The following is a 22,456-nucleotide window of genomic DNA, read 5'->3' on the forward strand; positions in this document are numbered from 1 at the left end:
CATGTCTTCTCACGAATCCCCCATCATTCGTCGTAAATCCAGACAGATCATGGTTGGTAATGTACCGGTTGGGGGCGATGCCCCCATTACCGTGCAGACCATGACCAACACCAAGACCACAGATGTCGCCGCCACCATCGAGCAGATCCAGCGGATCGAGCGGGTCGGTGCCGATATCGTCCGTGTCTCCGTGCCTACCATGGAAGCGGCGGAAGCTTTCCGGCTGATCAAACAGCAGACCCGCATCCCCATCGTTGCTGATATCCACTTCGACTATCGCATCGCCCTGAAAGTGGCCGAGTACGGTGCCGATTGCCTGCGTATCAACCCGGGCAACATCGGCAATGAGCAGCGGGTGCGATCTGTGGTCGATTGCGCGCGCGACCTCAATATCCCGATCCGTATCGGGGTCAATGGCGGGTCGCTGGAGAAAGATATCCAGGAGAAGTACGGCGAGCCGACCCCAGAGGCGCTGGTAGAGTCCGCCATGCGTCACGTGGACTATCTCGATCGTCTCGATTTCCAGGATTTCAAGGTGAGCGTCAAGGCCTCCGATGTGTTCCTGGCTGTAGGTGCCTATCGCCTGCTGGCCAAGCAGATCGAGCAGCCGCTGCACCTTGGCATCACCGAAGCGGGCGGTTTCCGTGCCGGCGCGGTGAAGTCTGCCATTGGTCTGGGCATGCTGCTTACCGACGGCATCGGCGATACCCTGCGTATCTCGCTGGCGGCGGATCCGGTGGAGGAGGTGAAGGTCGGTTTCGATATCCTCAAATCTCTGCGCATTCGCTCCCGTGGCATCAACTTTATCGCTTGCCCATCCTGCTCACGGCAGGAGTTCGATGTGATCGCCACCGTCAATGCTCTGGAAGAGCGGCTCGAAGACATCATCACCCCGATGGATGTTTCCATCATCGGCTGTGTGGTGAATGGCCCTGGCGAAGCACTGGTCTCCGATCTTGGTCTGGCGGGTGCAGCCAACAAGAGTGCCTTCTATGAAGGGGGCCAGCGGGTCGATCGGCTCGACAACAAGGATCTCATTCCAACTCTGGAGCGCCGCATTCGCGCCCGCGCCGCCATGCTGGATCCCGCTAACCGGATCCCGATGGACAAGGAGTGAGCGAAACAGGGCCACATTGGGTGGCCCTTTTTCCAGGTGACTGATTTTAAATCCCGCATCCGGATTCCCTGATTTTACCTTGGGGGGGAAAATCCCTATAATGCGGCCAAATTTTACCTCTTTTTCTCGAGTATCAACGTGGCAAAACAGATCCAAGCTATTCGCGGTATGAATGATTGCCTGCCGGAGCAGAGCCCGGTATGGCAGAAGGTTGAACAGATCCTGCGCCAGGTCGTTGCCAGCTATGGCTACAGCGAAGTGCGCATGCCGATTGTCGAGCAGACTCATCTGTTCAAGCGCGCCATCGGTGAAGTGACCGACGTGGTCGAAAAAGAGATGTACACCTTTGAAGATCGCAACGGCGACAGCCTGAGCCTGCGTCCGGAAGGGACCGCCAGCTGCGTCCGTGCCGGTATCGAACACGGTCTGCTCTACAACCAGGAACGCCGGATGTGGTACATGGGCCCCATGTTCCGTCACGAGCGTCCCCAGAAGGGCCGTTATCGCCAGTTCCACCAGTTCGGTGTCGAGCTGTTTGGCATCAACGGGCCGGACATTGACGCTGAGCTGATCATGCTGACCCACCGTCTGTGGCGTCTGTTTGGCATCAGCGAGCATGTCACCCTGCAGCTCAACACCCTGGGTCAGAGCGCCGAGCGTGCCGCTTACCGCGATGCGCTGGTGGCCTATCTGGAGCAGTACAAGGAGCAGCTGGACGAAGAGAGCCAGCGCCGCATGTACAGTAACCCGCTGCGGGTGCTCGACTCCAAGGATGAAAAGGTGCAGGCCATTTTGGCGGGTGCCCCGCGTCTGTTCGACCATCTGGGCGAAGAGAGCCTGGCCCACTTCGAGGGGCTCAAGCGCCTGCTCGAGTCTGCCGGTATCAAATACGAAGTGAACGAGCGTCTGGTGCGTGGTCTTGACTACTACAACCTGACCGTGTTCGAGTGGGTCACCAGCAGTCTGGGTGCCCAGGGCACCGTCTGTGCCGGTGGCCGCTACGATGGTCTGGTAGAGCAGTTGGGCGGTCAACCGACTCCGGCTGTGGGCTTTGCCATGGGCATGGAGCGTTTGGTGCTGATGCTGGAGACTCTCGAGCTCAACGCCGATATCCGCCCGGCGGTGGATGTCTATCTGGCGATGGTGGGCGAGGGGACCGAACAGGCTGGCTTCCAGCTGGCCGAGCGTCTGCGCGATGCCCTGCCGGACCTGCGCCTGATGAGCCACTGCGGTGGTGGCAACTTCAAGAAACAACTCAAACGTGCCGACAAGAGCGGCGCGGCAATCGCCCTGATCCTTGGTGAGACCGAGGTGCAAAACGGGGAGATCACTATCAAATATCTGCGTGGTCAGGCCGAGCAACAGACCGTCAAGGTTGACGCCGCCATTGCCCTGCTGGCAGCCAAAGGAGAGTAAGCTGTGGAAGTCTATACCACCGAAGAACAACAGGTTGAGGTTATCAAGGAGTGGTGGAAAGAGAACGGAACCTCGGTGATTGCCGGGACCGTGATCGGTCTGGTCGGTCTGTTCGGCTGGCGCTATTACAACCAGCACCAGCAAGAGACCATGGAGGCCTCCTCTCACTCTTACAACCAGGTGATTGAGCAGCTGGCCAAGGGCGATGCCGCCGGTTTCGAGCAGGCACAGCAGTTTGTTACCGCCAACAAGGGTGACTCCTACGGTGAACTGGCCGCTTTGCAACTGGCTGCCGCTGCCGTCAAGGCGGGCAAGCTGGATCTGGCTGCCGAGCAGCTGGAGCTGGTGGCGACCACGGGTGACGAGAGCATTCGTCCCATCGCGGCGCTGCGTCTGGCTCGTGTGCTGAATGATCAGGGCAAGGCAGATGAAGCGCTGGCCAAGCTGGCAACCATCCAGAATGATGCCTTCAAGGCGCAGGTAGCCGAAGCCCGTGGTGATGTGCTGCAAAAGCAGGGCAAGACCGAAGAGGCTCGTGATGCCTATCAGGCAGCGGCCGATGCTGGCGGCCTGCAGGGTAGCGCCGAGCTCAAGCTGAAAATGGACGATCTGGCCCTGCCGGCCGTTGCGACTGGTGAGGCACCGGATGCGTAATCTATTCAAGATGGTGGCGCTGGGGGCTGCGGTCTCCTTCGCTCTGCAGGGGTGCTCCCTGTTCAGTTCCGAAGAGGATCTCAACCCGATGGCGCCGCTGCCCAAGGTTGAATCTGCCTTCACTGCCGACACCGCATGGTCATCTACTGTGGGTGATGGCATCGGTGACTTCTACTCCCAGCTCAAGCCGGTGGTGGAAGAGGATCGTATCTACGCGGCGGCCCGCGACGGCGATGTCAGCGCCTTTGACCGTGCCAGTGGCGATCGCCTCTGGACCGTCGATCTGGCCGACCTGCCGGTCAACGCCGACAAGCGTAGCGCTCGTCTCTCCGGCGGCCTGGTTTCCCGTTACGGCAAGCTGTTCCTCGGCTCCGAGAACGGGGTGGTCTATGCCCTGAACGAAGAGAACGGTGAAGTGCTGTGGCAGACCAATGTGCCCGGCGAAGTGGTGGCAAGCCCCGCGGTGGAAGATGGCCGCGTGGTGGTGTTGACCACCTCCGGTCGCCTGATCGCCCTCGACACTGATGAAGGCAAGATGCAGTGGTCGCTCTCCGAAGAGCAGCCGCCGCTGACCCTGCGCAGTGCCGGTGCACCGGTGATCACCAACGGCGCCGTGATTTACGGTCGTGCCGATGGCAAGGTGGGCATCGCCCTGCTGAGCAACGGCCAGCCTGTGCGTCAGTCCAAGGTGGCTGATCCGCGCGGTGCCACCGAGCTGGACCGCATGGTTGACGTCGATGCCAGCCCGCTGATTGCCGGTGATGAGCTCTACGCCATCGCCTACAACGGTCAGCTGATGGCGCGCAAGCTGATGACCGGCGATGAAGTGTGGAAGCGCAAGTATTCCGGCTATCGCGATCTGGCGATGACCGGCAATGCCATCGTGCTGACCGATAGTCGCAGCCACCTGTTTGCCATCGACCGTCGCAACGGTCTGGAGCTGTGGTCCAACACCCAGCTGGAAAATCGTACCGTCACTGCACCTGTCATCTTCGGTGACTATGTGGTGGTGGGTGATGTGGAAGGATACCTGTATTGGCTTGATCGTACCGACGGTACCATCAAGGCGATGCAGCAGCTCGATAGCAGTGGTCTCTATGCCGCCCCGCTGGTGGATGGCGAGACCCTGTATGTGCAGAGCCGTGACGGCAAGTTGTACGCCCTCAAGCGTCCTTGATCGTCCGATAATGTGAATATCCGGCTCCTGGTCTTCGGACCCGGAGCCTTTGTCGTCTTGAGAATGAGGCTTTTATGACTCCTGTAGTAGCCCTGGTGGGCCGCCCCAACGTGGGGAAATCCACCCTGTTTAACCGCTTGACCCGTACTCGGGATGCCCTGGTTGCCGATTTTCCCGGTCTGACCCGGGACCGTAAATACGGTCAGGCGAAGTTGGGCGAGCTGGAATTTATCGTGGTCGATACCGGTGGTATCGATGGCACCGAAGAGGGGATCGAGCTGAAGATGGCCGAGCAATCCCTGCTGGCCATCGAAGAAGCGGACGTCGTGCTGTTCATGGTGGATGCCCGTGCCGGTCTGACCGCGGCGGATCAAGCCATCGCCGAGCACTTGCGCAAGGCCCACAAAAAGGTATTTCTGGTGGCCAACAAGACCGACGGTATCGACGGTGATTCCGCGGTCTCCGAGTTCTACGGTCTGGCGCTGGGTGAGGTCTACCAGATCGCGGCCGCACACGGTCGTGGCGTGCTGAGCCTGCTGGAACTGGCCCTGGCTCCCCATCTGGAGACCCTGGTCGACTCCGCTACCGATGAAGATGCGCAGGATGAGGAAGAGGAGGACTTCGACGAAGAAGCCCTGCTGCGCATGGTGGCTGCCGGTGAACTCGATACCAAAGAGGACACCAAGGAGACCCCGTTCGCCGACCTGCCCATCAAGTTCGCCATCGTTGGCCGTCCCAACGTCGGTAAATCTACCCTGACCAACCGCATGCTGGGTGAAGATCGGGTCATCGTCTATGACATGCCCGGCACCACCCGTGACTCCGTTTACATTCCGATGGAGCGTGATGAGCAGAAGTATGTGGTTATCGACACAGCCGGTGTGCGTCGTCGTGGCAAGGTGCACGAGACGGTGGAGAAGTTCTCCGTTATCAAGACCCTGAAAGCTATCGAAGATGCCAACGTTTGCCTGCTGGTGATCGACGCCCAGGAGACCATCACCGATCAGGACTTGAGCATCCTTGGCTATGTGCTCCACGCCGGTCGCTCCGTGGTGCTGGTGGTGAACAAGTGGGATGGTCTGGATCAGAAGGTGAAAGAGGATGTGAAGAACGAGCTGGATCGTCGCTTGGGCTTCATCGACTTCGCTCGCGTCCACTTCATCTCCGCCCTGCACGGCAGCGGTGTCGGCCATCTGTTTGAATCCATTCAGGAGGCTTACCAGTCCGCCACCCGTCGTACCAGCACGGCCATGCTGACCCGCATCATGCAGATGGCGCAGGAAGATCACCAGCCGCCGATGGTCAATGGTCGCCGCGTCAAGCTCAAGTATGCCCACGCCGGTGGCTACAACCCGCCGCGCATCGTGATCCACGGCAACCAGCTGAACGACTTGCCGGACTCCTACAAGCGGTATCTGATCAACTATTTCCGCAAGTCCCTCAAGATCATGGGCTCGCCGATCCGGGTCGAGTTCCAGGAGTCGGTCAACCCGTTTGAAGGGAAGAAGAACACCATGACCCTGAGTCAGGAACGTCAGCGCAAACGCCTGCTGAAAATGAAGAAGAAATAAGTCCTTGCGGCTGCCCTCACCGGCAGCCGCTTTGTTATCCTCGCCATGTTAAGGTGAGGAATAAGGGGAGGGGGATCTGCCATGGAACAAGACCATGGCAGATCTACTTTTCGAGGAGTTGATTATGGAAGTCCTGCTTTGTCCATCATGCCAGGCTGAACTGGATACCCGCAGCAAGGAGCAAACCTGTGGCCAGTGCCAGGCCCCTGTTCGCGTCACGGCCATCTGCCCCACCTGCCAGCAGGAGCTGGAGCGTCTCAAGGCGTGCGGCGCGGTGGATTACTTCTGCAACCACTGCAACTCGCTGATCTCCAAGCGGACGGTACAGTTCAAGGCGGCGCTGGTGTAAGACGATAATCAGGTGAGAAAGAAGATAAAAAAAACCGGCGAATGCCGGGTTTATGCTGTGTGCTCTGCAATAAGCAGGGTATAGGATCGATTTCTGCGCCACAGGTTGCGCTTGATGTCATTAAGCTTGAGTTTGCGTCTGGGGCTCCAGCTGCACTTCGCTTTTCTGACCAGACTGATTTTTCTACGTTTTTGCATCTTGGTCTCCTCCCAACTAAGTTGGCCATCCCGGCCTTGGGTCATTGATGGAGCCCATCCGAAATTGCTGTTATTTAATCTCTCAACATAATGAAAACAATGCGATTTCGGATAGGCTCCGATGTGAATCGATGGTAACAGAGAAGTTTGCGTGAAAACAGCCGAATAATGGCTGGTTAGCGCATGGTGATCTGATTGACCACTTCGGCGATGGCGGTGGGGCGCTCGGCCAGCTCGGGCTCGCTGTCGTTGTCGAGACTCTCCCGCTGATGTGCCTTCTGCTGCTCGTTGTCGAGCCAGAGCAGACTCTGGTAATACTGGCGCACGTTGTTGACATAGTTACGCGCCTCGCTGCCACGGGCATAGCCATAACGCACCTTGCGGTGCCAGCGCGCTTGCTGCAGCAGCGGCAGCACCTCTTTCACATCGCTCCAGGCGTCAGGATTCTTGCCGAGCTCTTTGGTCAGGCGGCGGGCGTCCATCATATGGCCGTAACCGATGTTGTAGGCGGTGAGGGCAAACCACACCTTCTCGTCATCGGGCACCGAATCCGGCACCTTCTCCATCATCTGTTGCAGATAGAGGGAGCCACCCTTGATGCTCTCTTCCGGATGAAGCCGGTCGTTGACTCCCATCGCCTTGGCTGTGGGCTCGGTCAGCATCATCATGCCGCGCACGCCAGTGTAGGAGCGGGCCTGCGGGTCCCAGTGGGACTCCTGATAGCTGATGGCGGCGAGCAGACGCCAGTCGATATTCTTGGCGTGAGTCTGGAACAGCGGCTGGTACTTGGGCAGCAGGCTCTTGGCGCGCTTGAGGAAGGTGCGGGTATCGACAAAGTCGAAGTTCTGCACGTGGCCGAAGTACTTCTCGTCCAGCTTGGCGATGGCACCATCCATAAAGCGCTGACCGAAGAAGTCGATCACGCTGGCATAGAGGCTGTCATCGGGCAGCTTGCTCATGGCCCAGGCAACGGTCTGCTTCTGGGCCAGGGTCAGCCCCTCGGTGAGCTCCGGGTAGTAGCGCTGGGTACGGGCCAGCACGGTATCCTGCACCACCGTGTAGTCAATCTTGCCATCCACCACCTGTTTGAGCAGCTCCTCCACATCGGCGTTGTCGCTGGTGCTCCAAGCTAGTTTCGGATTCTCTTTGCTCATCTCTTTGAGCAGATCTTCACCGGTGGAGCCGGCGGCCACCACCAGCTTGCCTTTGATATCGTTCAATGAGGCCGGCTTGGGTTTGCCGTTGCGGTAGACCAGTTTGGGGGAGACCTGGTAGAAGCCCGGGCCGAAGCGAAACAGCTCGCGTCGCTCGGGGGTGACCATGATGGCGGCAGCCGCCAGATCGAGTTTGCCCTTTTTCAGCAGGGTGACCAGTTGGTCAGTGGTGTCGACCGGGATGATGGTGAGTTTCACCCCCAACCAGTCGGCATAATTTTGCGCCAGCTCGTAATCGAACCCCTGGGCGAGGTCGTCACGCTGGTAATAGGAGGTGGGACCATAGATGGTGCCAACCCGGATCTCGCCTCGCTGGCGGATCTGCTCCAGCTGGCTGGAGGGGCTATAGAAGTCGCAGCCAACCAGTGTCAGCGTCAACAACAGCCCGATAAACAGTCGAAAAATGCAGCGCAAGTAGGTGAGTACCTTTGTTGAAAAAATCGGCATTTGTCAAAAAAGAGGCACCTTTATACCAGAGAGTGTGCGCAGAGTCACACTGCACGAAGTGAGAAAAACGTTTGTCCGCTGTGAGCCAGATCCCTATAATACGCGCGTCTCAATTCCCCCCCACTTTAAAACTTGGTGAGAAAGGTCATATGGATATCTTGCGTGGTGCCCCAGCACTGTCTGATTTTCGTGTCCAAAAACTGCTGCAACGCTTCGCACAGATGAGAAACGAGAGTGGAGTAGAGAGCGGAGTAGAGATAGAGGATGTCTATGCCGAGTATGTGCACTTTGCCGAGCTGACAAGCCCCTCTCTCCCCCCGAGCGAGCGACCTTGGGCCAGCTCTTGCGCTACGGCCCGACCATCCCCGAACACACCCCCAGCGGTCAGCTGTTTCTTGTTACCCCCGCCCCGGCACTATCTCCCCCTGGTCTTCCAAAGCAACCGACATCGCCCACAACTGCGGCCTGAAACAGGTCAAGCGGCTGGAGCGTGGTATTGCCTATTACCTGACCATCAAGGGGCAGGGTGAGCTGAGTGCCGCCCAGCGCAGCGCCATTGCCGCCGTGCTCCATGATCGGATGATGGAAGTGGTGTTTGCCGAGATGAGCGAAGCTGCCGCCCTGTTTGCTCACCACGAGCCGCGCCCCTTCACCCAGGTGGATGTGCTGGGCGGTGGTCGCGCAGCCCTGGCCGAAGCCAACGTGGCGCTGGGTCTGGCGCTGGCCGACGACGAAATCGACTATCTGGTGGAGAACTTCACCAAGTTGGGTCGCAACCCCAACGACATCGAGCTCTACATGTTCGCCCAGGCGAACTCCGAACACTGCCGTCACAAGATCTTCAATGCCGACTGGACCATCGATGGTGAGCAGCAGCCCAAGTCGCTGTTCAAGATGATCAAGAACACCTTCGAGCAGACGCCGGATCATGTCCTCTCTGCCTATAAAGACAACGCCGCCGTGATGGAAGGGAGCCAGGGTGGCCGCTTCTTCCCGAGCCCGGCCAACGGCGAATACCAGTATCATCAGGAACAGGTCGACATCCTGATGAAGGTGGAGACCCACAACCACCCGACCGCCATCTCCCCGTTCCCGGGGGCAGCCACCGGCTCCGGCGGCGAAATCCGCGACGAGGGAGCCACCGGTCGCGGTGCCAAGCCCAAGGCGGGTCTGGTCGGTTTCTCCGTCTCCAACCTGCGCATTCCCGGCTTCGAGCAGCCCTGGGAGCAGGATTTCGGCAAGCCGAGCCGCATTGTCAGCGCCTTTGACATCATGCAAGAGGGGCCGCTCGGCGGCGCCGCGTTTAACAACGAGTTCGGCCGTCCGGCCATTCTCGGCTACTTCCGTACCTTCGAAGAGGAGGTGCCGAGCCACAACGGCGTCGAGGTGCGTGGCTACCACAAACCCATCATGTTGGCAGGCGGCATCGGCAACATCCGTACCGAACATGTCCAGAAAGGGGATATTCCGGTCGGTGCGGCGCTGATCGTGCTGGGCGGCCCGGCGATGAACATCGGTCTGGGTGGTGGTGCCGCATCCTCCATGGCCTCCGGCCAGTCAGCCGAAGATCTCGACTTTGCCTCGGTGCAGCGTGACAACCCCGAGATGGAGCGCCGTTGCCAGGAGGTGATCGATCGCTGCTGGCAGCTGGGTGACGACAACCCTATCGTCTTTATTCACGATGTGGGGGCGGGCGGTCTCTCCAACGCCATGCCGGAGCTGGTCAACGACGGTGAGCGCGGTGGTCGTTTCGATCTGCGCGCCATCCAGAGCGATGAGCCGGGCATGAGCCCGCTGGAGATCTGGTGCAACGAATCCCAGGAGCGTTACGTGCTGGCGGTAGCACAGGACAAGCTGCCGCTGTTCAAGGCCCTGTGCGAGCGTGAGCGCGCCCCCTATGCCGTCATCGGTACCGCGACCGAAGAGAAGCATCTGACCCTCTCTGACAGCCACTTTGAAAATCAGCCCATCGATCTGCCGCTGGACGTGCTGCTGGGCAAGGCGCCCAAGATGCACCGTGACGTGGTGACCCTGCCAGCACAGGGCAAAGCGCTCCAGCTCGATGGCATCACTTTGAGTGACGCGGCCGAGCGGGTTCTGCGTCTGCCGACCGTGGCGGAGAAGTCCTTCCTTATCACCATCGGCGATCGCAGCGTGACGGGCCTCGTCAACCGCGACCAGATGGTTGGCCCCTGGCAGATCCCGGTGGCCGATTGCGCCGTCACCGCTGCCACCTATGACAGCTATCACGGCGAAGCCATGTCCATGGGCGAGCGTACCCCGGTGGCGCTGCTCTCCCACGCCGCCTCCGCTCGCATGGCGGTGGCGGAAGCGCTTACCAACCTGGCACCGGCCCACATCGGTTCCCTCAAGCGGGTCAAGCTCTCCGCCAACTGGATGGCCGCTGCCGGTCATCCGGGTGAAGATGCCGGTCTCTATGAGGCGGTCAAAGCGGTGGGCGAGGAGCTCTGCCCGGCCCTTGGCATCACCATTCCGGTGGGCAAGGACTCCATGTCCATGAAGACCCGCTGGCAGCAGGATGGCAAGGAGCACAGCGTCACCTCGCCGCTCTCCCTGCTCATCTCCGCTTTTGCCCGGGTCGAGGATGTGCGCAACACGGTTACTCCGCAACTGCGTACCGATCTCGGTGAAACCGACCTTATCCTCATCGACCTTGGCAATGGCAAGCAGCGCCTCGGCGCCTCGGCGTTGGCGCAGGTCTATCGCCAGCTGGGTGACAAGGCGCCGGATCTCGACAATCCGGTCCAGCTCAAGGGCTTCTTCAACGCCATTCAGGCGCTGGTGGCCGATCGCAAACTGATCGCCTACCACGACCGCTCCGACGGCGGCCTGTTCGTCACCCTGACCGAGATGGCGTTTGCCGGTCACTGCGGCCTCGACATCCAGCTCGATCGCATCGGCGGCGAGCTGCTGCCTGCGCTGTTCAACGAAGAGCTGGGCGCCGTCATTCAGGTGCGCCGTGAAGATAAAGAGGCGGTGATGACCCTGCTGGCCGGTCACGGTCTGGCTGCCTGCTCTCATGTGCTCGGCACTGTGCGCGAAGGGGATCTCATCACCCTGCAGCGCGCTGGTCAGGAGGTCTATCGTGCCAGCCGCACTGCGCTGCGCACCATTTGGGGCGAAACCAGCTGGCAGATGCAGCGTCTGCGTGACAACCCTGAGTGCGCCGACAGTGAGCATGCCGCTCGTCAGGACGCCACCGATCCGGGTCTGCATGCCAAGCTGACTTACAACCCGTCCGAGGATGTGGCCGCGCCCTATATCGCCCGTGGTGTCTCTCCCCGTCTGGCCGTGTTGCGCGAGCAGGGGGTCAACTCCCATGTGGAGATGGCGGCGGCGTTCGATCGTGCCGGTTTCGCGGCGGTGGACGTGCACATGAGCGACATTCTCTCCGGTCGCATCAAGCTGGAGGAGTTCCAGACCCTGGTGGCCTGTGGCGGTTTCTCCTACGGTGACGTGCTGGGGGCGGGGGAAGGCTGGGCCAAGTCCATCCTGTTCAATGACAACGCCCGCGAGCAGTTCCAGCGCTTCTTCGAGCGTGGCGATACCCTCTCTCTGGGTGTCTGCAACGGTTGCCAGATGATGTCCAACCTGCGAGAACTCATCCCAGGTGCCGATCTCTGGCCGCGCTTTGTACGCAACCGCTCCGAGCGCTTCGAAGCTCGCTTCAGTCTGGTGCAGGTACAGGAGTCCCCGTCGGCCTTCTTCGCCGGCATGGCAGGCTCGGTGATGCCCATTGCCGTTTCCCACGGGGAAGGGCGGGTGGAAGTGCGCGATGCCGCTCACCTGAACGCACTGCAGCAGAGCGGTCTGGTAGGGCTGCGTTTTGTCGACAACCGCGGCAGCGTGACCGAACAGTACCCGGCCAACCCGAATGGCTCGCCGGATGGTATCACCGCCGTGACCACCACCGACGGTCGCGCCACCATCATGATGCCGCACCCGGAGCGGGTGTTCCGCACCGTGGCCAACTCCTGGCACCCCGACAACTGGGGCGAGGACGGCGCCTGGATGCGGATGTTCCGCAACGCCCGGGTTCGTCTGGGTTAATAGAGACAGCGCCAGCGCATAAAAACAGAAACCGGCCAATTGGCCGGTTTTTTTATCCGTGTCGTTACGGCTTGCCGAGCGGTTGGGGGATAAAGTCTCCCCGGTCGAGGATCCGCAGACAGGCATCCACCACATCCGCATCGAGCTGATGGCCGCGCATCTGGATGATCTGCTCACGGGCCTAGGGAATGCCGAGGGCGGCGCGATAGGGGCGATCCGAGGACATGGATTCGACGATATCGGCGACGGTGAGGATGCGGGCCTCCAGCAGGATCTCATCTCCCTTGAGCCCCTGCGGATAGCCGGAGCCATCGAGATACTCGTGGTGCTGGTGGATCATCCGGGCGATGGGCCAGGGGAAGTCGATATCCTTGAGCACCAGATAGCCGATGGCGGGGTGCTCCTTGACCAGCTCAAACTCCAGTGGCGTGAGGCGTTCCGGTTTGGTGAGAATTTCGGCCGGTACCTGGATCTTGCCGATATCGTGCACCATGGCGCCCAGATAGATCCCCCGCAGCCGCTTCTCTTCCAGCCTGAGCTCCCGGCCGATGGCTTGGGCCAGCTTGGCCACATGTTTCTGATGGCCAGCGGTATAGGGATCGCGCTGCTCCAGCACGGCGGCGATGGCACCCAGCGCATCTTCCAGTGCCAGCTCCAGCTGGCGGGCATGGAAGATCTTCTCCTGTTGCGAGCGCAGATAAGCCTGCTGGGTATGGCGTGCCTGCAGGCCATAGGTGAGGTAGTCGGTCAGCTGGATGAAGAGCTGCTCCTCCTCCTGGCTGAACAACCGTGGCTGGTCGCTGTGAATGATCAGCGTACCGGCCTGATCCTCCTGCAGTGGCAAGGGGATCAGTAGGCGGGAGCGCAACGGGTGGCGGCCGGTATGGGGCCGCTCGTGGAAGATCACCTGATTGAGGCGCCGCTGGTGGAGGATGGCCTGGGTGAGGGCCTCATCGTTCAACCACAGCGTTTGTTCCGAGGCATCGGCACTGCCTGCCTGCGCCACGATCCTCGGCGGTTGGGCGAGTTCGGGCTGGCCTTGCAGCACTGCCACCAGCGGAAAACGGTCATCGACGGCGATGGCATCGCAGATATCCTGCAGCAGTTGCGGCTCATCGCCCGGTTTGAGCAGGGCGTGGTGGGCGCGGCTGATCGCCTGCTGGGTCCAGCTGTACTGTTGCAGTTTCTCCTGCTGCCACTTCTGCTCGGTAATGTCTTCGAAGAAGACGCCGACCCCCACGATACTCCCCGCCTCATCACGCAGGGGAAACTTGGTGGTGCTGAGCCAGCGGGCTTCTCCCCCCTTCAGATAGGGCTCTTCGATGTGCTGGTGTATTCCCTCGCGCATGACTCTGGCGTCATCCTCCCGATAGCGTTGTACCAGTTCGGGGGGAAAGAAGTCGCAGTCATTCTTGCCCACCAGTGCCTCTGGTGAGAGGGCGAGATCCGCCGCCAGCAGGCGGTTGCCCGCGATGTAGCTGAATCGGGTGTCTTTGAGCAGCACCCGATAGGGAAGCTGATCCATCACCTGGATCAGCAACAGCGCCGAGGAGGGGAGTGCATCGGTCAGTGGGTGGGGGAGTGCACAGGAGGTGAGGAGTTCGGACATCTTATCCCGCCTTGTCTGCAAGTTGACTGATGGGAGGACCGAAGTGGTAGCCGGTCTGCCAGAGCACGATACAGCTGTTGACCACTTTTTCATCGTAATGGATCCCGGCATAGCGGGTCAGTTCGGCAAAGGCGTCACTCAGGGGCATGGCCCGGCGGAACGGGCGATGGGAGGTCATGGCGATCAGCGAGTCGGCCACCCGGATAATGCGCGCCTCCAGGGTAATGGCGTTGCCCGCCAGCCCCTGTGGATAGCCGCTGCCATCGAGGTTTTCGTGGTGCTGCAGCACTATGGTGGCGATGGGCCAGGGGAAGTCGATCTGTTTGAGAATATCGTGGCCGGCCTGGGGGTGCTGCTTGATCAGTTCGAACTCCACCGGGCGCAATTCACGTGGGCGGGTGATGATCTCGGTGGGGATCTGCAGCAGGCCGATATTGTGCACCATGGCCGCCAGTCCCAGCGCATCCAGCCGCTCTTGCCGCAGTTGCATGGCCTGCCCGATGGCCAGTGCCAAATCGCGCACCCTCAGCTCATGGCCCGCACTGTTGCGATCCTTGTGGCTGATGGCGCTGGCGAGGGCTCTGATGGTCTGGAACAGCAGGTCACGCTGGTGGCGCTCGCTCTCCTTGAGGCGGGTGATGTCGACCAGGGTGCCGATGATGCCGGCAACCATCCCCTGATGGTCATAGAAGAGATCCTTGAAACAGATGACCTGATAGCGCATGCCATTGCGGTCATGCAACTGCTGTTCGATGCACTGGGGCTGGCGACTTCGCAGCAACTCGGCTTCCCGCATGCTGTAGGCCTCGGCAAGCCCGACTGGCAGCAGCTCCTCGACCCGTCGACCCAGCAGCGCCTCCTTGCCGATGCCGATCACCTGATTGAAGGCCTGGTTGCAGCCCAGAAACCGCCCTTCGATATCTTTGTAGAACACCGGGATCGGGATAGCCTTGAGCAGGGATTCGTTGAAGTGTTTCAGATCCTTCAGTTCGGCCTGCTGACGCAGGGCGAGCAGCTCGCTGTCCTTGCAGAGGGAAATGGCGCGGGCCAGGTTGCCGAGCACCGGGCTGAACAGATGGCAGACCGGTACGATCTGCTGATGTGGCTGGGGGGTGAGCAGCAAGATGAGATAACCCCCTTCAACCTTGAGCCGATAGGCAAAGTGGTAGGGGCGGCTGCCCGGCAGGGGGAGCGTCTGTTGCAGCAGGCAGTGCTCCTCCTCGCTGACCCACCCAGGCAGTGGCAGGGTGGTGCCGGTGTGCTGGCGCAGCTGCTCGTCGCCGATCACCTTGAGCAGCTTGTATCCCTCCTGTTGCTGCTGCAATACCGCGCCAACCGGCGTGGCGCAGTGATGCATAAAACGTTGTAGTACCTTGGTGAGCAGCGCATCCAGCGTGACTTCACGCCCGATGCAGAGCGCCAGATCGCAGACGATGGCCATGGCGTGGTCGTTGTTCATATCAATGCCCCGTTACAGAGAATGGCGCCGTTATGAAATTGGGGGTAATCCCCGTGGCGCACGCTGCCAATTTCGCCAAGGGAGAGGGCTCCTGCCAGATCGCCGGCCCCCGAGTGGGTCAGCAGGGTGTGCAGTTCGGTCACCGTCTGCTGGTCGAAGTGCAGCTGGCGTCCTGCGCAGTAGTAGACCTCCAACAAGTGTGCCCGGGTGAGGGTTTGTTGCTGGTTGAGGCGCCTGGCCAGTGAGCAGGCATGTTCGGTGGCACTCTCTGGCGCCTTCAGCAGGGTGAGGATGCTGTGCTCTGCGACCTCGCCGGCGCAGAGCAGGGCGCCGTCATCGTTTGCCTCGACGGGGATCCTGACAATTACATCCCCGTTGGCCCGCAGCAGGCCCAGTGGCATGTGCACCACGAAACGGTAGAGCTCCTCGCGCACCATAGTGTGCTGGAATTGCTGGCTGATCAGCCCCTGATATTTTTGAAAGGCCGGTTGCCAGTCGATGTAGGCAATCTTGTTCGCTTCACTGCTGGTGGCCAGCATTGGTTGGGCCGAGAGTTGGTAACCATGTTCCAGAAAGGGAAAGCTGTTGCTGGGCAGCAGCGTGCAGGTGACCCCGTAGGCAAGTTGCCGTTGATTGTCGAACAGGCAGGCAAGGGGGGTGAAGCTGCCGCTGCCTGCGTTGGCGCCGGCATAGTTGACGCGATTGGCCAGTTGCAGATAAAGCGCATCCAGAATGGAGGCGATATTGGGAATGAGGTTGTCGAAGGTCAGAAACAGGGTTGGTGGCGGCGAAGGGGTTGGCCAGGTGGCCAGCATGTTCTCCACCTGTTCCGCAATCCGGTGGGCAAGGGATACTGCGCTGGCCTGCGGTGTCAGGGGCAGCAGTGTGGCGTGATAGGGGTTGGCTCTGGGCAGTAGCCAGGCACCCTGTGGCAACAATCCTTGCGCACCGATCAGCTGGGGGAAGATGGCGCCATTCAGGGTGATGTTGAAGTCGCGGCACAACTGCTGCAACAGGGGAACCTGCGCGCAATCCTGTTCGGCCAGCAGTATGGTCAGCTTGCCTCCTTGCAAGGGTTCCAGCGTGGCGGCCAGTTCTGTCGGGTTAAATTGGCAAACGTAGTGTTGCTTCATCAATCTGAACTCCATTCCAGAATATAACCAATATATCAATAAGGAATTCAAGAGGGTATGAGGATCTCGCCCGGTTCTGGTTGTATGGCAAAAACCATGATGGGTATCACCCTCGCTGACTGATCTGTCATTTGCTGGCCTGTGGAGTGCGCGATGCTGTCGGGCCGGAAATAGAAAACCGGCAGCCAAGGCTGCCGGTTTTGCGGGTAATGAGGGGTAGCGACGGTAACGGTTACTGCAATACCACGTGCTGGAACCCTTGTACCAGGCTGATGACCGGCTGGGGATAGAGCCCCAGCAACACCACCAGAGCGGCAGAGAGCAGTACCACCACACCACCGGAGGAGAGCGCCCAGTCGGCGCTGGCATCGCGCTGCTGCATGCCCGGTTCGCGCAGATAGAGGGTCACCATCACCTTGAGGTAGTAGTAGAGACCCAGTGCGCTGCCGAGCACGATGGCACCGGAGAGCCACCAGAGCTGCGCCTCGACGGTGACGCCGATGAGGTAGAACTTGCCGATAAAGCCGAGGGTCATCGGGATGCCCGCGAGTGACAACATCATCACCGTCAGTACGGCAGTCAGATAGGGGCGCTTCCAGAACAGACCACGATAGCTGTGCAGGGAGTCGGCATCCTTGCCGCGATAGGGGCTCGACATCATGCTCACCACCCCAAAGGCACCCAGGCTGGTGAAGAGATACATCAGCAGGTAGACCCCGGCTGCTTCCACCGGCATCTGGCCGAATCGGCTCGCCACGATCACCGCCAGCAGGTAACCGAAGTGGGAGATGGAGGAGTAACCCAGCATCCGTTTGACGTTGGTCTGCACCAGGGCCAGCAGGTTGCCGACCAGAATGGATATGACCGCCATGGCTGCCAGCAGCCAGTGGATCATGGGGTCGCTCGCCGCCGGTACCGCCAGATAGAAGCGCAGCAGCACGGCAAAGACCGCCACCTTGCTGACGGTGGCGAGGAAGGTGGCGACCGGTGCCGGGGCACCTTCGTAGACATCCGGGGTCCAGAGGTGGAAGGGGGCCAAGGAGAGTTTAAAGGCAAAGCCGACCAGCATTAACCCCAAACCGCCCATCAGCAGCGGATGGTGAGCCGGGCTCTCGGCCAGGGTCTGCCCCAGGGCTGCAAAGCTCAGGCTGCCAGCCTGTGCATAGAGCAGCGCCATGCCAAACAGCAGGAAGGCGGTGGCGGCGGCAGAGAGCACCATGTATTTCACCGCGGCTTCCAGCGAGTGGCGCTCGCGGTAGGCGTAACCCACCAGACCAAACATTGGCAGGGTCAGCATCTCGATCCCGATAAAGAGAGAGGCGAGGTGACGGGAGCATGCCAGCACCAGACCACCAGCGGTGGCGATCAGCAGCAGCAGGAAGAACTCCTCCCGGTTGTCCGGGTAGGCTTTCAGCCACGATTGACCGAAGGTGCAGGTGGCCAGGGCGCCGATCAGTACGAGACCCATGTAGAAGACGGCGTAACTGTCCACTTGCAGCAGCGGGGTGACCCCCTGATCCCCTTGCGCCATCACGATGGGCAGCGAGAACAGAGCAAGGTTGAGGCCAACAATGGTCACGGTAAAGGCGGTAGTGACACAGCGGCGCCACGCGATGGCCAGCATCAGGGCCGCCATGGCCCCGGTGGTCAGCAGCAGGGGAAGCAGTGCCAGCAGTTGGGAAGCGGAGAAAGTCATTGCAGAGCTCCAGCAGTTGGCAGCAGATACCAGTGCAGCACGTTGATAAGGCTGCTGCTGGCGGTATCAATCACGGGTTGGGGATAGAGGCCCAGCAGAACCAGCAGGCCCGCAATTACCATCATCATGGTCAGCTCGCGGCGATCCAGTCCTTTCAGGATGCTCTCGTCCTTGGCCGGGCCAAAGCAGGCGCGCTGCAGCATGATGAGGGAGTAGACCGAGGCCAGCACCAGGCCGAAGGTAGCGACCGCAGTGATCACCGGGGCGACCTGGAAGCTACCGATCAGGATCAGGAACTCGCCGACGAAGTTGCCGGTGCCGGGCATGCCCAGAGAGGCGACCGAGAAGAAGAGCATCACGCCCGGCAGATAGCGCAAGCGTCCCCACAGACCGCCCATCTGGCGCAGATCGCGGGTATGCAGCCGCTCGTAGAGCTGACCGCAGAGGATGAAGAGGCCGGCGGCGGAGAGACCGTGGGCGATCATCTGCACCACCGCACCCTGCAGGGCCACTTCGCTACCCGAGTAGATGGCGATCATCACAAAACCCATGTGGGAGATGCTGGTGTAGGCCACCAGCCGTTTGATGTCGGTCTGGGCAAAGGCCACGATGGCGCCATACACGATGCCGACAAGACCCAGCACCATGGCGTAGGGAGCAAATTCGGCGGACGCCTCGGGGAAGAGCGGCAAGGCAAAACGCAGCAGACCGTAGGCGGCGGTTTTGAGCAAAATACCGGCGAGATCCACCGAACCTGCAGTCGGCGCCTGACTGTGGGCATCCGGCAGCCAGCCGTGCAGCGGCACCAGCGGCATCTTGACCGCGAAGGCGATAAAGAAGCCCAGCATCAGCAGCCACTGAACGCCCTTGCTCATCGGGGTATTGAGCAGCTCCAGATAGTTGAAGGTGAAGACTCCGGTGGCATGCTGGTGGGTCAGCACCAGCCCGATGATGGCCACTAGCATGATAAGGCCGCTCACCTGGGTGTAGATGAAGAACTTGGTCGCGGCGTTGATCCGTGATTTGCCGTCAGTGACCGAGTGGCCCCAGAGCGCAATCAGGAAGTACATGGGGACCAGCATCATCTCCCAGAAGAAGAAGAAGAGGAACAGGTCCAGCGCCATAAAGACCCCGAGCACGCCGCCCAGGATCCAGAGCAGGTTGAGGTGGAAGAAGCCGATGCGCTGCACGATCTCTTTCCACGAACAGAGAATGGCCAGTACCCCGATAAAGCAGGTGAGGATAACCATCAAGAGCGACAGGCCATCCACCGCCAGATGCAAAGAGATGCCGAAGCGAGGGATCCACGGCAGGCGCCACTCGGCGGCCCAGGCGGAGGCAGCACCGGAGACGCCCGCGCTGTCGAGGCCAGTGGTGGCAAGGGAGAAGTCACCACTTAGCCAGATGGCACAGGAGAGCAGCAGGCTGGCGCTCATGGAGATGAGGGCTACCCAGCGGACAAACTGCCCGCCGAGACGCTCCATCTGCCAGCAGAGCAAGCCGCCGATAAAAGGAATTAGCAAGATCCAGAGTAAGGTCACGGTATCAGCTCTCGTTCAAGTTCATATGAGATTGCGCTCCCTGTTCCATCAGGGAGGGCAAACAGCCCGGCTGTACGATCTTCGTGTTGTTCATCGCGTTATCCCAGCAGCAACAGCGCCAGCACCAGCACGGCGCCGATCCCCATGGAGGCGGCATACCAGCGCAACTTGCCGGTCACGGTCCAGGCCAGCAGCTGGTTGCCACGCAGGGCAAACCAGGCGGGCAGGCCCATCATCCAGTCCAGCGGGTCTCGGGCCAGCAGCCGGGTCGCCAGCAGATAGGGTTTGACCCACAGCTGGTCGTAGAGCCAGTCAAAGCCCCAGGCGTTGAACCAGAGGGTGCTGAGCAGGCGGCCCGGCGCGCTGTTGGCAATGGAGGTGGTCAGACGGCGCTCACCAAGGAACAGAAATGCGGCCAGCGCGATGCCAGCAATGGCAATGATGCCGGAGGCTACCTCCAGTGCATGGCGCCCCTCTTCGATATGATCACCAGGGCCTGCGGGTAGTACACCTGCCAGTGGCGGGGTGATCAGCGCGCCGATGCCGGTAGAAAGCACCAGCAGCACCAGCAGCGGCAGATGGTGAGCCAGACCGTGGCCCGCATGGGCTTTGGTCTGCTCTTTGCCATGGAAGGCGATAAATATCAGCCGGAAGGTATAGAGCGAGGTGAGGAATGCCCCTACCAGACCTGCCCACAGCAGCGCGCTTTGGCCAGAGGCTTCTACTTGCCACAGGATGGCGTCCTTACTGTAGAAACCGGAAGTGACCAGCGGCAACGCCGCCAGCGCCGAGCCCCCCACCAGGAAGCAGGCATAGACCAGCGGCAAACTCTTGCGCAGGCCACCCATCTTGAAGATGTTCTGCTCATGGTGGCAGGCGTTGATCACGGCACCGGCGGAGAGGAACAGCAGCGCCTTGAAGAAGGCGTGGGTCATCAGGTGGAAGATGGCCCCTTCCCATGCGCCGACACCCAGTGCCAGAAACATGTAGCCAATCTGGCTCATGGTGGAGTAGGCGAGGATCCGCTTGATATCGGTCTGAACCAGCGCGGCAAAGCCTGCCAGCACTAGCGTGATGGCGCCAACCAGCCCGACCAGATGGAGGATCTCTGGCGCCAGCAGGAACAGGCCGTGGGTACGGGCAATCAGGTAGACACCGGCGGTCACCATGGTGGCAGCGTGGATCAGCGCTGAGACAGGGGTCGGGCCTGCCATCGCATCCGCCAGCCAGGTTTGCAGCGGCAGCTGTGCCGATTTGCCGACCGCGCCGCCCAGGAGCATCAGGCAGGCCAGCGACAGGGCAGGGGAGCCCTCGGCAAACAGGGTCGGTGCGCGCACCAGCAGCTCGTGGATATTCAGGGTGCCCAGTTCCCGATAGAGGATAAACAGGCCGATGGCGAGGAAGACATCACCCACCCGGGTCACGATAAAGGCCTTGAGGGCCGCCGCACCGTTGTTGCGATCCTTGTAGTAGAAGCCGATTAGCAGGTAGCTGCACAGCCCCACCCCTTCCCAGCCGAGGTAGACAAACAGCAGGTCATCGGCCAGCACCAGAAACAGCATGCTGGCGATAAAGAGGTTGGTGTAGGTAAAGAAGCGGGAGTAGCCCTCTTCACCGCGCATATACCAGGAGGCGAACAGGTGGATAAAGAAACCCACCCCGGTCACCACCCCCAGCATGGTCAGCGACAGGCCATCCAATGCCAGCGAGAAGCTCGGGGTAAAGTTGCCTACCGCCATCCATTGCCACAGGCGCTGGACATAGACGCCCCCCTCGGGCGGGTTGCCCAGAAAGTCGATGCCCACCCACAGGGTAGTGAGGGCCGACAGGCCAATGGAGCCCACCCCGATCAGCGCCGAGGTACGCTCGCCAAACCGGCCGAGGGAGAAGGCCAGCACCAGCCATCCCAGCAGCGGAAATAGAAAAGTCAGATATAAGAGGCTCATCCGCGCATCTCGCTCACAGTGTCCACGTTCAGGGTGTGGTAACGACGATAGAGCAGCAGTAACAGGGCAAGGCCGATACTGGCCTCCGCTGCCGCCAGAGAAATCACCAAGATATACATGATCTGGCCATCGGCCTGGGCCCAGCGGCTACCCGCCACCACAAACGCCAGTGCCGAGGCATTCATCATGATTTCGATACTCATCAGGATATAGAGCAGATTGCGGCGGATCAGCAGACCGCACAAGCCGATGCAGAAGAGCACCGCGGCCAGCAGGAGGCCGTGCTCCATAGGGATTCCATTCATTGCTGACCTCCTTCTTGTGCAGAGCGGGAAGCAGAGCGCGGGACGGAGAGCACTTCACCGCTCTTCTCTTCCCGACCCAGGTGATAGGCGGTTACCAGACCCGCCAGCAGCAGGATGGAGGCAAGCTCCACCGCCAGCACATAGGGGCCAAAGAGCTCGACACCCACCTGCTTGGCGGTCACCTCGGTCACTCCGATCAGGCCCCCGGTCACCCCGAGAATGCCGTGGGCCAGAAAGCCCAGCAGGATCAGCGAGAGCAGGGCTGGGCCCCCCCAGGTCATGGGGGTGAGCCACTTTTTCTCCTGTGCCTGGGCACTCCCCAGGTTCAGCATCATCACCACGAACACGAACAGCACCATGATGGCGCCGGCGTAGACGATCACCTGCAGGGCGCCCGCAAAGGCGGCACCCAGGCAGAAGAAGATCATGGCCACGGCGATGAGGGAGATGATGAGATTGAGCAGCGCATGCATGGGATTGCTGGTGCTGATCACCCGCAGCGTGCTGTAAATGGCCACCAGGGCCGAGGCATAAAATGCCAGTTCCATGATTGA

14 protein-coding genes and 2 pseudogenes are annotated in these 22,456 nt (G+C 60.7%); 7 read left to right on the forward strand and 9 right to left on the reverse strand.

Annotated features, from left to right (window positions below; genetic code table 11):
- Position 1 precedes the first annotated feature (1 nt).
- From ispG to WBR25_RS08155, 6 genes are all read left to right on the forward strand, one after another.
- Positions 2-1,117, forward strand: coding sequence for a flavodoxin-dependent (E)-4-hydroxy-3-methylbut-2-enyl-diphosphate synthase (gene ispG, locus WBR25_RS08130; protein WP_005333801.1), 1,116 nt, complete (start codon positions 2-4; stop codon positions 1,115-1,117).
- Positions 1,118-1,255: 138 nt separating this feature from the next.
- A complete protein-coding gene (gene hisS, locus WBR25_RS08135) occupies positions 1,256-2,533 on the forward strand; it encodes a histidine--tRNA ligase (RefSeq protein WP_005351051.1) in 1,278 nt (425 codons plus the stop codon).
- 3 nt (positions 2,534-2,536) lie between these two features.
- The gene (locus tag WBR25_RS08140; RefSeq protein WP_236341807.1) at positions 2,537-3,187 is read left to right on the forward strand and encodes a YfgM family protein; all 651 of its coding nucleotides are present in this window, start codon (positions 2,537-2,539) and stop codon (positions 3,185-3,187) included.
- Positions 3,180-4,364 (forward strand): outer membrane protein assembly factor BamB, encoded by a 1,185-nt coding sequence (gene bamB / locus WBR25_RS08145; RefSeq protein ID WP_005333796.1) that lies wholly within the window; start codon positions 3,180-3,182, stop codon positions 4,362-4,364. Before WBR25_RS08140 ends, bamB begins: the two co-directional genes overlap by 8 nt.
- Positions 4,365-4,438: 74 nt before the next feature.
- Positions 4,439-5,935, forward strand: a complete 1,497-nt coding sequence (der, locus tag WBR25_RS08150) for a ribosome biogenesis GTPase Der (protein WP_005333794.1) — start codon at positions 4,439-4,441, stop codon at positions 5,933-5,935.
- A gap of 124 nt (positions 5,936-6,059) precedes the next feature.
- Positions 6,060-6,284: a zinc ribbon domain-containing protein gene (locus tag WBR25_RS08155; protein WP_043824004.1), complete on the forward strand. Its 225-nt coding sequence runs from the start codon at positions 6,060-6,062 to the stop codon at positions 6,282-6,284.
- A 373-nt stretch (positions 6,285-6,657) separates the two neighbouring features.
- Here WBR25_RS08155 and mltF read toward each other — a convergent pair whose 3' ends face one another.
- The gene (mltF, locus tag WBR25_RS08160; protein ID WP_005344877.1) at positions 6,658-8,142 is read right to left on the reverse strand and encodes a membrane-bound lytic murein transglycosylase MltF; all 1,485 of its coding nucleotides are present in this window, start codon (positions 8,140-8,142) and stop codon (positions 6,658-6,660) included.
- Between the two features lie 390 nt (positions 8,143-8,532).
- Here mltF and purL point away from each other — a divergent pair.
- Positions 8,533-12,213: pseudogene (gene purL / locus WBR25_RS08165) on the forward strand (phosphoribosylformylglycinamidine synthase); the annotation flags it as partial.
- 64 nt (positions 12,214-12,277) lie between these two features.
- Here purL and WBR25_RS08170 read toward each other — a convergent pair.
- From WBR25_RS08170 to nuoJ, 8 genes and pseudogenes are all read right to left on the reverse strand, one after another.
- A pseudogene (locus tag WBR25_RS08170) lies at positions 12,278-13,822 on the reverse strand (HD domain-containing phosphohydrolase).
- 1 nt (position 13,823) lies between these two features.
- The gene (locus WBR25_RS08175; RefSeq protein WP_111899609.1) at positions 13,824-15,281 is read right to left on the reverse strand and encodes an HD-GYP domain-containing protein; all 1,458 of its coding nucleotides are present in this window, start codon (positions 15,279-15,281) and stop codon (positions 13,824-13,826) included.
- The gene (locus tag WBR25_RS08180) at positions 15,278-16,414 is read right to left on the reverse strand and encodes an FIST signal transduction protein (RefSeq protein WP_479749677.1); all 1,137 of its coding nucleotides are present in this window, start codon (positions 16,412-16,414) and stop codon (positions 15,278-15,280) included. The genes WBR25_RS08175 and WBR25_RS08180 overlap by 4 nt, the downstream gene beginning before the upstream one ends.
- 232 nt (positions 16,415-16,646) lie before the next feature.
- A complete protein-coding gene (nuoN, locus tag WBR25_RS08185) occupies positions 16,647-18,110 on the reverse strand; it encodes an NADH-quinone oxidoreductase subunit NuoN (RefSeq protein ID WP_005351071.1) in 1,464 nt (487 codons plus the stop codon).
- A complete protein-coding gene (gene nuoM / locus WBR25_RS08190) occupies positions 18,107-19,651 on the reverse strand; it encodes an NADH-quinone oxidoreductase subunit M (RefSeq protein WP_157160980.1) in 1,545 nt (514 codons plus the stop codon). Before nuoM ends, nuoN begins: the two co-directional genes overlap by 4 nt.
- 98 nt (positions 19,652-19,749) lie before the next feature.
- A complete protein-coding gene (nuoL, locus tag WBR25_RS08195; RefSeq protein WP_100646129.1) occupies positions 19,750-21,597 on the reverse strand; it encodes an NADH-quinone oxidoreductase subunit L in 1,848 nt (615 codons plus the stop codon).
- A complete protein-coding gene (gene nuoK / locus WBR25_RS08200) occupies positions 21,594-21,902 on the reverse strand; it encodes an NADH-quinone oxidoreductase subunit NuoK (RefSeq protein ID WP_005337247.1) in 309 nt (102 codons plus the stop codon). The genes nuoL and nuoK overlap by 4 nt, the downstream gene beginning before the upstream one ends.
- A complete protein-coding gene (gene nuoJ, locus WBR25_RS08205) occupies positions 21,899-22,450 on the reverse strand; it encodes an NADH-quinone oxidoreductase subunit J (RefSeq protein WP_005337246.1) in 552 nt (183 codons plus the stop codon). The genes nuoK and nuoJ overlap by 4 nt, the downstream gene beginning before the upstream one ends.
- Positions 22,451-22,456 lie beyond the last annotated feature (6 nt).

This window comes from Aeromonas sp. MTB, assembly GCF_056632455.1.